Origin of the sequence: Lentibacillus kapialis (genome assembly GCF_014646635.1) — a bacterium.
GTDB lineage: Bacteria > Bacillota > Bacilli > Bacillales > Amphibacillaceae > Lentibacillus > Lentibacillus kapialis.
The window spans coordinates 21,077-35,778 of the sequence record NZ_BMNQ01000011.1; the positions used below are offsets into that span (position 1 = coordinate 21,077).

Annotated in this window: 15 protein-coding genes and 1 riboswitch; of the genes, 3 read left to right on the forward strand and 12 right to left on the reverse strand. The window is 45.3% G+C overall.

Translation table 11 applies throughout. The annotated features are described in order from the left end of the window. Positions 1–11 precede the first annotated feature (11 nt). The gene (locus tag IEW67_RS06290; protein WP_188632209.1) at positions 12–1,073 is read left to right on the forward strand and encodes a DnaD domain-containing protein; all 1,062 of its coding nucleotides are present in this window, start codon (positions 12–14) and stop codon (positions 1,071–1,073) included. Positions 1,074–1,649: 576 nt separating this feature from the next. Here IEW67_RS06290 and IEW67_RS06295 read toward each other — a convergent pair. The 10 genes from IEW67_RS06295 to IEW67_RS06340 form a co-directional block, all read right to left on the reverse strand. Beyond that, the gene (locus IEW67_RS06295; protein ID WP_188632210.1) at positions 1,650–3,077 is read right to left on the reverse strand and encodes an aldehyde dehydrogenase family protein; all 1,428 of its coding nucleotides are present in this window, start codon (positions 3,075–3,077) and stop codon (positions 1,650–1,652) included. Positions 3,078–3,292: 215 nt separating this feature from the next. Beyond that, entirely contained in the window at positions 3,293–4,786 is a 1,494-nt protein-coding gene (locus tag IEW67_RS06300) for a xylulokinase (RefSeq protein ID WP_188632211.1), read from the reverse strand. A 309-nt stretch (positions 4,787–5,095) separates the two neighbouring features. After that, complete coding sequence (locus IEW67_RS06305; protein ID WP_188632212.1) at positions 5,096–5,788, reverse strand: OmpA family protein; 693 nt, start codon at positions 5,786–5,788, stop codon at positions 5,096–5,098. Then, complete coding sequence (locus tag IEW67_RS06310; RefSeq protein ID WP_188632213.1) at positions 5,778–7,601, reverse strand: MotA/TolQ/ExbB proton channel family protein; 1,824 nt, start codon at positions 7,599–7,601, stop codon at positions 5,778–5,780. Before IEW67_RS06310 ends, IEW67_RS06305 begins: the two co-directional genes overlap by 11 nt. A gap of 136 nt (positions 7,602–7,737) precedes the next feature. Further along, on the reverse strand, positions 7,738–8,229 hold the full coding sequence (locus tag IEW67_RS06315) for a QueT transporter family protein (RefSeq protein WP_188632214.1): 492 nt from the start codon (positions 8,227–8,229) through the stop codon (positions 7,738–7,740). A 6-nt stretch (positions 8,230–8,235) separates the two neighbouring features. Beyond that, positions 8,236–8,280: riboswitch (PreQ1 riboswitch) on the reverse strand. A 480-nt stretch (positions 8,281–8,760) separates the two neighbouring features. Further along, a complete protein-coding gene (locus IEW67_RS06320) occupies positions 8,761–9,054 on the reverse strand; it encodes a hypothetical protein (protein WP_188632215.1) in 294 nt (97 codons plus the stop codon). A 166-nt stretch (positions 9,055–9,220) separates the two neighbouring features. After that, entirely contained in the window at positions 9,221–9,817 is a 597-nt protein-coding gene (locus IEW67_RS06325) for an LOG family protein (RefSeq protein WP_188632216.1), read from the reverse strand. Between the two features lie 68 nt (positions 9,818–9,885). Continuing rightward, positions 9,886–10,365 carry a YbaK/EbsC family protein gene (locus tag IEW67_RS06330; RefSeq protein ID WP_188632217.1) on the reverse strand — a complete coding sequence of 160 codons (480 nt, stop codon included), beginning with the start codon at positions 10,363–10,365 and terminating at the stop codon, positions 9,886–9,888. Positions 10,366–10,417: 52 nt separating this feature from the next. Continuing rightward, on the reverse strand, positions 10,418–10,909 hold the full coding sequence (locus tag IEW67_RS06335; RefSeq protein ID WP_308430714.1) for a hypothetical protein: 492 nt from the start codon (positions 10,907–10,909) through the stop codon (positions 10,418–10,420). Between the two features lie 138 nt (positions 10,910–11,047). Continuing rightward, a complete protein-coding gene (locus IEW67_RS06340) occupies positions 11,048–11,314 on the reverse strand; it encodes a YesK family protein (protein WP_308430715.1) in 267 nt (88 codons plus the stop codon). A 217-nt stretch (positions 11,315–11,531) separates the two neighbouring features. Here IEW67_RS06340 and IEW67_RS06345 point away from each other — a divergent pair, with 217 nt between their 5' ends. Further along, positions 11,532–11,783, forward strand: a complete 252-nt coding sequence (locus IEW67_RS06345; RefSeq protein ID WP_188632219.1) for a DUF3231 family protein — start codon at positions 11,532–11,534, stop codon at positions 11,781–11,783. A gap of 185 nt (positions 11,784–11,968) precedes the next feature. Here the strand turns inward: IEW67_RS06345 and IEW67_RS06350 are convergent, their stop codons facing one another. Then, positions 11,969–12,394, reverse strand: a complete 426-nt coding sequence (locus IEW67_RS06350; RefSeq protein WP_188632220.1) for a universal stress protein — start codon at positions 12,392–12,394, stop codon at positions 11,969–11,971. A 23-nt stretch (positions 12,395–12,417) separates the two neighbouring features. Further along, positions 12,418–13,641 carry an MFS transporter gene (locus IEW67_RS06355; protein ID WP_188632221.1) on the reverse strand — a complete coding sequence of 408 codons (1,224 nt, stop codon included), beginning with the start codon at positions 13,639–13,641 and terminating at the stop codon, positions 12,418–12,420. A 154-nt stretch (positions 13,642–13,795) separates the two neighbouring features. Between IEW67_RS06355 and IEW67_RS06360 the strand changes: the two genes are divergently transcribed. Then, positions 13,796–14,677 carry a LysR family transcriptional regulator gene (locus IEW67_RS06360; RefSeq protein ID WP_229671688.1) on the forward strand — a complete coding sequence of 294 codons (882 nt, stop codon included), beginning with the start codon at positions 13,796–13,798 and terminating at the stop codon, positions 14,675–14,677. Positions 14,678–14,702: the final 25 nt, after the last annotated feature.

Sequence of the window (14,702 nt, forward strand, 5' to 3'; positions counted from 1 at the left end):
GGAGAATCGACATGAACTATTTAAAAAAATTGAACGCTTTCTATCAACAGATCATTTTCAATCCCCTGTCAGGATCGGCTGTTGCGCTTTGGAATACTTTGATGCATTTCAACAATCTGTCAGGATGGCAAAAGACATTCGCTGTTCCTGCTTCCCTCATTGAATTGAAATCCGGCATCAAAGGGACTTCCTTCAAACGCGCACGCGATGAGCTCCAGGAAAAAGGATACATCCGCGTCACATCGCGCAGTGGCAATCAAGCAGCCGTCTATCAAATGATTTCACAAATCAGAGCAACGTACCAAGTCAGCAGCTTTACAGAAATAGAGGAGATTCAGCCACATGCGGCAGCTGCCGGCGCGCCATTACAGATACACCCGGCAAACGATACAGAGCCGCCAACTCAAACAGGCCATCCGGATCCACCCATCGATATCATTAACGAGTCCACTAACGAACCCACCGAAAACCAAACAGTCGACCGGGAGTCGGACGGCAATACGGAAAACAACGCGGACCACTGTGCGGACCACAAGGCGGGCGACATTATGGACCACAGTGCGGACCCATTAGTTAAACCATACATAACCGAAAATAAAACAAAAGAGAAACCAAACCCAACCACAACAACCAACGATGCTATCCGATTCTACCAGGATAATTTTGGCGTGGCCGGTTCCTATGTTGCCGAGGATATTTGCCATTGGATCAACGACCTGGGGGAAACGCTGGTACTCGATGCCATGAAGCGTGCTCTGGAACAGCAAAAAACCACATGGCGCTATGTGAAGGGCATTCTGAAAGCCTGGGCCAAAAAAGGTATTACCACCGTCGAACAGGCGGCTGCTGATGAAATGGCCTTCCGAAACCGGCACAATCATCAACAACCGCCCCGGACGCAAAGTGACATCATACCCGCTTGGTTCCATGAACATAAGCGGAAGCAGGAATTAGAGAAACAACAGAAAAGTAAATCGGATGCTCTTGATTCAGCAGAGTGGCAGGAATGCGAGCGGTTATTGGCTAAGTACTCAAGCAAGCGGAATGAGAAACGTAAGCCTGGTTCATGTTAGCACATGATCTAAAAAACTCTCAAAATGCCGTATTACCATCAGAATTCCGCTGCGTAGCCACCCTGCCCAGACCCGCATTTCCAAGAAGCAAACGAGAGAGGATCCACTGAAGCTGGAGGTTTCGAACAGAACGGATCCTCATTCCGCTAAATGGACAAAAATCGCCCTAATGACTGTTGCAATGAATCCTCATTCCGCTATTCGGGTAAAAACAGGGCCAAACTATGGTAAAAAGGGCGAATAGCGGAATCAGGAACCGGCAACGTGCTTGAAAAGCTTGAATTAACACAAATAGCGGAATGGGGAACCGCCAACCTGCCTGACAAGCTTGAATCAACGCGAATAGCGCAAGAAAGGATCCGCCGATAAATACGGCATTCGTCACGTTTTACAGCGAATGTCGAACCTCTTTGTAAGGTCGCCCATCATGTACACTTTCTGACGTTATTAGAAAAACTCGGCATTCGCCTCGTCTTATAGCGAATGCCGTAGCTTATAAGGTCAACCATTTTACACTTTCTGACGTTGTAAAAAAATCGTCCAGCCCTATTCCCGGCTGGACGCGTATTTAAATCTTTACACGGGTAAACCCATGATCGCTCTTGGTTCAAGATATTCATCAATGCCATAGTCGCCCCACTCGCGGCCATTTCCTGATTGTTTAAAGCCGCCAAATGGTGCGGAGAAGTCCGTGTCGCCATCGTTCACGGTAATCTGACCTGCCCGTATACTTGTAGCAACTTTACGAAGAGCATCCTTATCCTCACCAACGACGTATCCGGCTAACCCATATACGGTGTCATTGGCAATGTCGATCGCTTCATCAATATCATCATAGGTGATCACAGACATCACTGGCCCAAAAATTTCGTCCTGGGCAATAACCATGTCGTTCGTGACATTGGTGAATACAGTCAGCTTGACGTAATAGCCTGCTTCCAGTCCATCGGGTTTGCCTTGACCGCCGGTAACAAGTGTTGCTCCTTCTTCTATTCCTTTTTCAATATACGATTGGACACGATCCCACTGTTTTTGAGCAACAAGAGGCCCCATGAAGTTTCCTTCACCATAAGGATCACCCACAGGGAACTGCGGAAGGACTTCTTTTACCGCTTCGATAAAGTCATCATGCATGGATTTTGGAACAAGCGTACGTGTTGCCGCTGTACAAACCTGACCAGTATTCATGACAACGTTCGCCACCGCAGTTTTAGCCGCTTTTTTCACATCGGCATCATCCAGGATAACAAGTGGCGACTTTCCACCAAGTTCCAGCGACACCTTCTTAATGTCTTTTGCTGCATTCTCTGTGATTTTCTGTCCGACACCACCGGATCCGGTAAACGAAACAAAATCAATATCCGGATGGGAGCTAATGCTATTTCCAATGGTTTCCCCTGTTCCGTTGATCAGATTAAAAACGCCTTTAGGCACGCCGGCTTCTTCAAAAATTTCCGCCAGAAGCACTGCTGCATAAGGTGTTAGCTCTGCGGGTTTTAGAACAACTGTACTGCCAGCTGCAAACGCGCTTGCTAATTTTGTTGACGTCTGGTTGGTTGGAAAGTTCCATGGTGTAATGAGACCAGCAACCCCAACCGGCAATTTCTGAATGAGGGTATCCCCACGCTGCTCGGTAAATTCAAAATCCCGCAGTTGCTGTGCCGCTTGTTTAAAGTGCTGCAGCCCCATGTTATAGTGAACGTTTTCAGTAAGAGCAACCGGCGAGCCAAGTTCTTCTGTCATCACCTCGATAAGGTCATCTTTCCGTTTTTCATATTCTTTGGCAATATTTTCAAGCAGTTCAACCCGGTATGCCACTGATGTTGAAGAGAATGAAGGAAAGGCTTCACGTGCAGCCTGAACCGCCTTATTCAGATCCTCTTTGGTTCCGGCACTGATACGACCGGTGACCTCTTCTGTAGCAGGGTTAATCACATCCATTGTTTCGGATCCTGTCGATTCCACCCATTCGCCATTAATATAATGTTTCGTATAGTTACGCATCGTTATTAACTCCTTTGTATGAACTCATATTTGTTATGTACCCATGCAGCAAGTGAGTGAAACATCGAAAAGATTGTGAAAAATGACCACCAACCATTAGCCAAATACCGAAAACAACACGGGATGGAACCGCCTATAAACTCCGGTTCAACACCCCGTCGTGTTAAGATTCATAGATTGATAGTCACTTTTACCCGCGTTACGGAAGCGAAGTCTCACTGCTTGTACGTATGATAAATAGGGCGCAAAGCCGGATACATTTCCATGTAGCACTGATAGATTTCCTGATACTGTTCATAACGGCTCTGGTCGGGTTCGTAGACCGCTGCAGCTGCAGGCATGATAATGTTACGGGCAAAATCCCGGTAATCACTTGCCCAGCCTGACGCAATAAATGCAGCGGCCGCAGCGCCTATAGCCGGCATGTACTCACTATCAGCAGGAACACGTACCGGCCTTCCGATGCAATCAGCCAGCATTTGACACCAAGAAGCACTCCGGGTTCCGCCGCCTATCAGGGTAATGGTCCCTGCTGCACCGGCAGTTAAGGCGTCTATGATTTGCTTAAAAGAGAACGACAGGCCTTCCATCACCGCCCGAGCAAAATCATGTTTCGCGACAGTTGGTCCAATTCCCCAAAAGGCTCCCTTTGCGTCCCTATCATGAACCGGACATCTTTCCCCGTATACATACGGCAAAAAGATCAGACCGTTGCTACCGGGCAGGGAGGTCTGTACCATGTTTTCAAAAGCTTCGTAATGGGCTGCTTCAGCCGTGCCCACAAACGTTTGAACCGCCCAGCGATGGACATTTCCCGCATTTAATAGCGGCGCGATAGCAATAACAGTATTTTCCGGCAAATGTGCCAGATGAAACATACCGTCGAGAGATTCCTTCGACTGCACGTTGTCCCGGACAACAGCTGCCCATCCGGTCGTTCCGATATAGACATAACTGTCACCCTGATGGACAGCGCCCGCTCCGATGGTTGAAGCACCCGCATCACCGCTCCCGCACACAACCGGCGTATGCGCTAAAAAATCGGTTTGCTCAGCAGCTGCTTTTGTGACATAACCCGCTGTTTCCTCTGATGGCACAAGTGCCGGTAGTTTAGCCGGATCAACCCCTGCTATACAGATACTGTCTTTTTCCCATTGACGCGTATCCAAATTCATCATACCGGTTGTGGCACCTGTTGTCGGATCAGTTACCACAGCACCGGTCAGTTTGTAAATGATATAATCTTTCGCGCTGAAAACGAATTGCGACGCATGCTGATACACATCCGGGTGATGGGTTTGCATCCAGCGCAATTTTGCCAGCGGTGTTGATGCACGAATCGAATTCCCAATGGCATCCTGAAGGCTCGGGCATGTTTGCCGGATCCAGTCGGCTTCAGCCCCGGCCCGTGTATCCGAATACAAAATCGCCCGCTCACGTCTATTCCCTATCGGAATCACGTCCTCCATTTGACCGGAAAACGTCATGCTGATTATCTGGTCCGGGTCCATGCCGTATACATTCCACCACTTATCGGCAATTTCTTTGATTCCTTCCCACCAGTCATCAGGATTCTGTTCTATTTCACCATTTTCGCCCCAATGGGTGTCCAATAGTACGGAACTGACACCATGTGAAGCTCCCTGCTGATCGAGCAATACCCCTTTGATCGACGTCGTTCCTATATCAAAAACGGCAATGTATGGCATGACGCATCTACCTTTCTCTGTTAAACCTCAGGCCGCACCGTCAGTCGGTCTGTCAGCGCGTTCCTTTAACACCAGTTCAGTCGGTGCTTTTGTAAAACAGTACCATGCGCCGACAGTGAAATACAAATTTTTTTAATGATGTTTCAATTATCATGAGCCGCTCACGCAACTGGAAAAGCACTCATCCGTCAGTACATTTCGACAGCAGTGCTGGTGGAAATTTTATCCAATATTGTGAACTTCGGCAAAAGCACCAAAAATCGCCAACCTGGGTACCCGGTTCACTATACAGGAATGATGAATCTGCACCTACTCCTGCAATATCTCTCGCGTTTTCTTCAGAATCTCCTCGTCCTTCAGCCGGAATTTAAACTCCACTCTTCTGGAGGCTTTGGCACTGTAATTGCCGGCTTCGTCCGTTCGGAAGTCGGAATAGGATTTGCCGTTTACGGTCAGCTTTTCCTGAAGATGCTGCTGGATATTTTTATATGGAAAATCGTCGCTTAAAATGTACTCCGCGACACTGTAGGCGCGTTCCTGTGAGAGCTTCATGTTGTACATATAGCTGCCATCCCGATCTGTATGCCCTTCGATAATGATCTCCGCAATATAGTCTTCATAGCCGCTCTGCAGCAAAATGTCCAGGTATTTAGGAACGAATTCGTCCAAAAATTGGAACGAATCGGGCTTTAATTTGGACTTATCGTAGGCAAATAAAATTTCCGTATCAAACATGATGGCACCTGTCTCTTCATCCACTTCAATGCCCGTGGCTGAATCACTGAATTCCGCCTTCAGGTCATCAACCAGCTCAGAACGGACTCCCATAATCTGATCAATCGTCTGTTTCATCTCTTCAATCTGCAGTGATTTGATAATCATCATCGCAATAAAAATCAGGATGAAACATAACAAAATAATGGTCAGGAGGTCGGTGAACGATGGCCAGAAATGCCCCTCATCCTGCTCCTTTTTAAACAGCCGCTGGTATTTAGTATCCATTTTGCTTCAACCTAACACTGTTGTTTTCAGGCTGCTGACCTATCCGCTGCAAATGCTGATTCAGCCCTTGTATCTCACGGCTGAGCTCCTGAAGCGTCTGTTGAATATGGCGGGCATTGCTTTCTTGGATATCTTCTGACAGACGACGCAATTCCTGAAATTCCCGTTTGATGCCATCATTAGTCACGTCAACCGAATCATGAATGTTCCGGGTTACCTTATCCAATTTATCGCCGAGTTTTCCTTCCAGATTGGCCACATAATCGGTGAGTGTGTTCTTTAAAATACCCACACTTGCCTCAACTAGGTTTTCGCGCTGGTCGAACGATTGGTTCATCTGGGATATGGTATTGTTTATCTCTTGAATCAACTGGTTATTCTGCATGCCGAGTTTCTCATACGTCTGGGCGGTTTCCTGCATGTGCCGTTCAAATGTTTTCGATTCCTCGGAATGAGCTTTTAAATGCTGGTTAAATGTCCGGTTAAACTCTTTCAATTCGTCAAACCGATCGGACAAAAGATGCTTATATTCTGCTTGTGTCTGATTAATCACTTCCAGCGCCTCAGGCAATTGGCTGATCGAGCCTCCCATTTTATCAAAATCCTTGGACAACGCACCCAAATTCGTGATGATTCCACTGAGTTTAGCACTGAGGTCATGTCCGAATACCTGTTTAAACGCCTGATTATGTGCCGCCATTTTTTCAGCCAGGTTGCTGCTCTCCTGCATGATTTTTTCAAATGCCGTATGCATGGAAGCCTGCTCTTCTGCCATTGAACCTGTAAAGGATTTCAGTTCCTCAACCGACTCCTCAAAACTGTTCAGGGCAGCAGTCTGCGCTTCCGATACGTCTTTGACACGTTCGTATGTATGCTCAAAAGCTTTAGCCATCCGTTCATTTTTACTGTCCATCTTTTTAAAATAGGAAAACAGCGATGCAAAATTGTTGTTCAATTTGGTGGTAGATTCACCAAATCCATCGGTTACGTCTTTCATATGGTGAAACAGTTCCTGGAAGTCTTCCAGATTGCTCGATAACCCGTCGTTAAATGCCGCCAGATCTTTCGCCGATTGTTGCAGCCCGCTCGTATATTCCTGAAATCCCGCAAATGCTTGTTCAATTCCTGTCAATGACTGCTGATTCGTTTCCTGCAGATGCTGAATGGATTGATTAATTCCTTCCGACACGTCAATCAGCCGGTTGATCCCGTCCTGTTCATCCCCTTCCAGGCGAGATTCGACTTTTAACATGATATCTGTCAGCATATGCTCCGTATTCAACACTTTGATCAGGACAGTCATGATTAGTGACAGTCCCATACCCGCAATACTTGTATAAAACGCCACATCAATGCCCGACAGAACAGCAGCGATATTTTCCACCAATTGACTGCCTGTAGCATTGATACTGCCAAGCGCGATGGTCAGACCGATAAACGTTCCCAGCACGCCAATCAGTATAAAGACAGAAACGGTCATCTGCACCATTTTGATCAGATTGATAACCGGCACGTTAAACACGCGCCAGCCGGAAAACTTCTCCTGGACAAAGGTCTCCGGTTTCACCGATTCTTCAGCCCGAATCCGGTCATACTGGGCTTTAAAGGTGTTCAGTGGTTCCATATCCAAACCATTCGTTGCCGTGATATGATTCCGTAAATTTTTGAGTTTCGTAAATAGACTGATATGAACTAAAACGGCGAGGAAAAAGATGATGAACAGAATCATAAAGATAAACTCTGTCGTTGGATTTGCTAAAATATCGTCGGCGATTTCCCCGCTCGTGAACAACTCTAGAATGAATTGCAGCATAATGACTCCCCCTGCTGAGCATCTCTTTCTTTATAGCTATTCAGAGCATGGACAAATCATGTATGCTTTTAGGGACAGACCGTGCTAGGAGTAAATTAAACTCCCCACCTTTATGGCGGAGAGTCGTTTAAGAATATTAATGTCTTTCTATTAAGTGATGGAAATCCAGTTTCTTGTTCAGTGCATACATAACCGGGATCCCGATTGCCATAATACCGAATTCACCTGCAGCCGTCGTCAGCCATGTCAACAGGAATGGCAGATCCGCCGCGAGATAAAGTTCGAACGCAATAATAAACATATTAAAGGTAAAAACAATCGTGTTTATGACAAGTAAGGTCATCTTATGCTTGATGAACATGGCCAGTAATAGGACAATACCGAGTGAAAGGGCACTATGAGCGACACCAAACACCAGATCGTAGACGCCGGTCGGCGAGAATAAATTGGTGAGCAAGACGCCCAGTACAATACCGAAAAAATATTTTCTATTGAAGACAACAAGGTGGTTAAACATTTCGGGGATGCGGAACTGAATGCTTGAGAATGCAATTGGTGCAGCAACCAATGACACCGCGACATAAGCAGCAGCAACCAGTGCATTGGCTACCAGTGTTTTCGTATTCAATCATATCACTCCTTAGTTTTTTAGCGTGGGATGGTCTCGAACCACGGTTTGGAGGCACGCCCCAAACGATTCTATTATACCTGGAAACAGGGAAAAGGCAAAGTGATTTTTCATAACGTCAGAAAGTATAAATTATGGATGACCGCATAAGAAAAAATTCGGCACTCACTATAAGACGAGGCGAATGCCGCACCGGTGCGCCTGATTATAATTTGGAAGCGCGTAACCGGCACTTTCCCTTTTACGACTCGCGCGCCCATGGTTGCGCTCTCGGGAACATGTTTCGGCTCTCGGGAACATGTTTCGGCTCTCGGGAACACGTTTTGGCTCTCGGGAACATGTTTCGGCTCTCGGGAACATGTTTCGGCCCTCCGGAACATGTTTGCGCTCTCGGGAACATGTTTCGGCTCTCGGGAACATGTTTCGGCCCTCCGGAACATGTTTGCGCTCTCGGGAACATGTTTTGTCTCGCGCGCCCATGGTTACTCCCCCAGCAATAAAAAAATGCAGCCCCGCTGGACTGCGTTTCATTTATTGCTGACCGATCGCCTTTTTGACTCTATAAATCTCAGTTTCATTTTCAAAATTTTTTCTGGCAATAATATCCATACCTGCCTGCAACTTGTTCATTTTTTCATCCATGGCGTCAAATCGCTTATCAACCTCTTCAAATTTTCTGTCGACCTCTTCAAATCGTTTATCTATCTTCTCAAATCGTTTGTCGACCTCTTCAAACCGCTTATCGATTTTCGCAAAACCGACATTCATCTGATCGTGCAATTCTTTAATAGCCTGCAAAATCTGGTCGTTTTGTTCGCTCGTCACGGTTACACCCTCCCTTTGTCCAGTGTCCAACGAGAACGTCATTGATGAACCCTATTATAAACTACCATACTCATAAAATCTACAGTGAAACGCGGGACGGTATAAATTATTCGGGACGACAAGTCATAGCACCTCACCCAGCACTTCGAACAACGTTTCAGACTTCTTATTTCCCCCGTCCCTTTTGTTTGTCTTTTGCAGAATATGTCTTAACAGCGGGTGGCTGATAAGTATTGAACTTTTCCAGCAGGGATTCCGGATCATGATCTACGAGAATCGTCGAACGGTGGTTTTCAGGTAAAAATTGCTGATCTGCCATATGATTAAATAGATTAATCAGCGGATCATAATAGTGATGAAGATTCAACAACCCACAAGGCTTCTGATGCGCCCCCAACTGCGCCTGGGTAAACATCTCCATGAATTCCTCCAATGTTCCGGGGCCGCCGGGCAAAGCAATAAACCCCTCTCCCAATTCAGACATCTTAGCTTTGCGTTCATGCATCGTTTCAACAACCAATAAATCAGATAAATTAGGGTGTGATATTTCCCGTTCTTCTAACATTTTCGGCATCACCCCAATAACCTCGCCGCTGTTTTCCAGTACTGCATTTGCCAAAACCCCCATCATTCCGACGCTTGCGCCGCCATATACGAGTGTCATGTTTCGCTTTGCCAACGCTTTTCCCAACTGACGCGCACCTTCTTGATAGCCAGCGTGTGCCCCGGTGCTCGAACCACAAAAAACGGTTAGTCGTTTCATAACGCTCCCCCTCTTCCGCCAATTTATTTTTTAAATGTACAATCTTCCCGGCAAAAATACCGCAAGCATTATGTAACGTCGACAACCTGTCCGTTTGTCATGTCCACTAACGCATCAGGGGTCAACCGGACGACTGCTTTCGGGTGACCGGCAGCAGCCCATATATCTTTGAAACGGAACAAAGCCTCATCGATAAACGTCATGATGGGTTCGGTATGTCCTACTGGCGGAACTCCACCAATTACATAGCCGGTATGCTTACGGACAAAATCCGCATTGGCCTTTCCCAGCTTATCATCATCCAAGTACTTTTCGATTTGTTTTTCATTAATCCGGTTCTCACCGCTTGCTATGACCAGCAACGGCTTATCCGAATTCGCCAGTCGAAACACAATTGACTTGGCGATCTGTGCCACTTCACAGCCTATCGCATCGGCCGCCTCCTGTGCAGTACGGGTGCTGTCGGGCAATTCTTCCACCTTATTCGTATATCCCAGGTCAATGAGCTTTTCCTGCACTACCTGCGCATTTTCACTTAAATTTTCCATAGCACATTCTCCCTTCAGTCACTTTGATATACAATGAAATCGTTGATGCAACTTATCCGATAGTGGTTTTTTCGATTTTATATATCCATTGATAATACAAGACGACGATAGCGAGTAAAAAGGGATTAACGGCCAGTGAATACCAAATACGCCACCATCCATGATGAAAATAACCCCATGGTTCAGGCAGCAGCGTCACCAGTTCATATAACGTGATGGCGATGACCCAAACAACCAGATAGACACATTGTTTCGAAAAAGCGTATCGGAAGGGGTACCAGTTCAGAAATATCATATTGACAGGCGGAATCAAGACGGTTAAAGTGAGCAAATCATTCCACCCTGTCGCCTCATCAAAGTACCAGTAGCCATGATACTTATCATCGATCATAAGATCTGTAAGCACCTGAAACGCTATCGTAAACATCCATATATGAACAATTTGACTTTGAGTTAGCCTTTGATTGGTTATAAAAGCAAAAAGATTAAAAATGGTAATAGCAATAAGAAGACCGATCACGATGACAGCATCCTTTTTACTCACTAGCTTCCTGACTTACGTTAACAATTATACAACCGGATATTCTAGGCCAATGAATTCCACGCTACTATATAGACAGCAAGTGACATAAAGCCACTAATCAACACCCCTGCTTTTCGTTGCAACGTTGGTATTATTCTTTCACTTGTCCGAAACTGGTTGCTTTGCCATAATCAAAGACACAATTGCAAAGCACATCAAAAAGAAAGCAAGGATGCCGTATGCTCCCCCTTCGAATCCCCTGATGTTGACGAAACCGATATAAAACAACACAACGGCCGCAATGATGGCTAAAATACCTGGTGTCATTCGTGCTAATAAGGGAAGGTTCCATTTTCTAAGCCACCAAATAAGCAGCAACACCACTATCCCCGGCAGAATTGATACGAGAAGCGGTCCGCCAACCATCAATTTACCCACTTCCTTTTTGATAATTATGAATCCTTATAAGAGGTTGTTCAAAAAGTCCGTTAAACATGACACTTCGGATTTCTTCGTTGGCTTGTTTCTCCGCCGCTCATGTATCTAAAGGCATACATTCCGCTGCTCGAAACTGCGCCGTCTCGAACTTCTTGGTCCTTTTTATCCTCCTTTTTGAACACGCACTATAAGTCATTTTAACAAAATGGTAATCAAAAATCTCTCATTTTATATTCGTATTCATATAATTCCCATTTTAACAGCAACAATAACCGGGAAGACAATGGCAGCTGCCGGCAAGCGGGGTGATTTTATGCTCAATTATGAACGGCAGTCATTAGACGTCTCACGCCTGTCCGAAAGCGGAGCTCATATCATGATTAAGCACAATTGGCTGGAACAACCACCAGGCATGGAAGACCGGGAAAAATTAGCGCAGAATAAACAAAAAGGCTGATCAAAATGGGCAGCCTTTTTATGAGAATCTGAATATGGGCGCGTAAACCAGAACATGTTCCCGTTGAACCGAAACTTGGGCGCGAAACCCGAAATATCAACCCGAACCCCGAGCGTTAACATACAATTACCCCTTTTCTAAACAAAAAAGGACAGCCGGCTATTCGGCCTACTGACTCTAACATGCTACTTCACGATAAAGACGGGGATAGATGAATATTGCACCACATGATGGCTGACACTTCCGAGAAGTTCTTTCACCCCGCTAAGCCCTCGACTCCCCATCACGATAAGATCGCAGCCGTGCTGTTCGGCGTGTTCCAAAATGACCTGGGAGGCTTGGCCTTCTGTTTTAAAAAAGCGGAACGTATTCTCAATAGACGATAACTTCGCTTTTGCTTCAGCAAGGATGTCGTCGCCATGCTGATGCATCGACGCCTGCATACTATTAAAAGCGTCCTCGACGATATACGGTGTGCGCGGAATATCTACCGTATACAAAATATCCATTTCAATCGCGGCATTCATCTGCGCGATTTCAATAGCTTTTTCCAATGACCTTTCAGATAAGTCTGATCCATCATAAGCCACTAATATTTTTGAACATAACATATGAGCTCCACCCTTTTTAGTGTTTATTGAATCGTAACGTGCTTTTGATTTTCCAGCCGGCTATGCGTCTTTCGATTGTTCAGCAAATATATGCCATAGATAGCAATGAATAGCACCATGCACAACGCAGAAAGACGATACATGGCAGCATAGCTTGTCAATGCAGCGACCGAACTCAGTAACAGGGAACCTAAAGCAACACCTAAATCCATCGCCGATAAAAATGTACCGTTAGCTACCCCTTTACGATCTGAAGCTGAACGATTGATAGCCCAGGCTTGCAGAGAAGGCTGAACAGCTCCAAAACCAAATCCATAGAATAATGACGCCACTATTAAGACAGGAATGGTTGTCGTATAGGATAAAATCAGTAACCCGGCCAACATCGCTACTGCGCCCGGCAGCACCACCGAGATGTGGCCTTTATGATCAAACAATTTCCCCATAAACGGCCGGCTGATCAGAATCATGAGACAATGGCCAATAAAATATACCCAAATATTTTCGATGCCAATTTCATTGCCGAATAACGCAATAAAGCTCATCAGCCCGCCAAAAGGAAATGCGAGCAACAAACATAGTACAGAAGGCAGAATAGCTCGTTTCTCAAACAAATCGCTCCAAATGGACTCTTCTCTCGTTTGCTTTTGCCTTGGTTTTGCTTGCTTTTCCAACTTTGGTATCGCTATTCCCTGCGTTAACAAGAAACCTATCAGCATAAAAACGGTCGTTACCATAAGGATAATTTTGAATGGATAATGATTCAAAATGGCAATACCAATAATAGGAGCGACTGACGTAGCGATAATCACCGATAAAGCATAGTATCCGGTCCCTTCACCGCGCCTTTCGTCAGGCACATTATCTGACATAATCGTTGCAATGGCTGTTGAGGTCATGCCCCAGCCCGCTCCCTGAAACAGTCGCAGGATCACTAAGATTCCCACCATTGAAAATGCGAAAAAAGACAGATTAAACAAAATGAGCACAATAAATCCGAGAACAAGCATCGGTTTTCGTCCAATGGTATCCGTCGCTTTTCCTGTAATGGAACGAAAGACCAACCCGGATAAGGCAAAAAGACTGACGACAAGACCAGCCTGAAGGTCACTTCCTCCGATATCTTTAATATATACCGGCAGCGTTGGAATCAGCATTTGGAATCCCTGATAGACAAACAAATTGGCAATGATGACCATTAAAAAGTTTTTATTCCATAATGTTGACTGTGATGGTGATGCATGCATCGTTACACTTCCTATTCTTCATAATCTTTTGTTGATAACGACATCGTCCTATCAACTTCCTCAGACTATTTTAGCCGGGTTTTTTGTATATGGAAAATATATATATTATAATAATGGTATATAATAAATGTATAGGATGGGTTTTTAAGTGGATATGAAGCAGTTGAAGTATTTTAAAACCATTGTAGATGCAGGAAGTATTTCCAGCGCCGCAAAAATGTTGTACATGGCACAGCCGCCGCTGAGCCAGCAATTGAAACATTTAGAAGAAGAATTGGAAGCAGTGCTGATTAATCGTGATGCCAAGAAGTGGTCGCTAACTGAAGCAGGTAACACACTCTATCAACATGCGGCTTTCATGCTGCAAAAATCATCTGATATAAAGAAAGAAATCCAGGAGATTAACCAGGGAATCCGCGGCCATTTATCCATCGGTGTATCAGCCACATGTATCTCTTATTTGCCAAGCATCATCCAAACCTACAGAGACTCACACCCCAATGTCTATATAGAAATTTGGAAAGGCGATTCATCTTACCTGGAGGCGTTATTACAAGACGGCACAATCGAGGTCGCATTAATGCTTCTTCCCGGCCAATTGCAGGAATACAGGTTTGTTAGATTGGAAGAAGAGCCGTTTGTCCTGGCTGCACCGAAATTATGGGAAGCAGATTTCACAAAAGGGGCCATTCACTTAGAGCAGCTTATTAATTATCCTTTCCTCATGCTGGCCCCGATGGAGGGATATTCTGTATTTGAAGACATCATCCATTATTTTCAGAAACATAATCTGTCTCCGAACGTCATTATGGAATGCAAGGATATTGAAACATTACTCGCTTTAGTCGCTTCAGGTGTTGGCATTTCAATCATCCCCCGTTCCGAAATACAAGAAGCGTATCACCACGATATCATAACAACCGAAATTGAAGGCTTTGAATTGTACGTTGAGCCAGCGGTTGTCTCCATGAAAAACCGTCATTTAACGAGGGCTGCCGAATGCTTTCGCAGCCAGTTCACCTTAAAAAATACGTAAGAGTATATAAACAGGAAGTAACAAA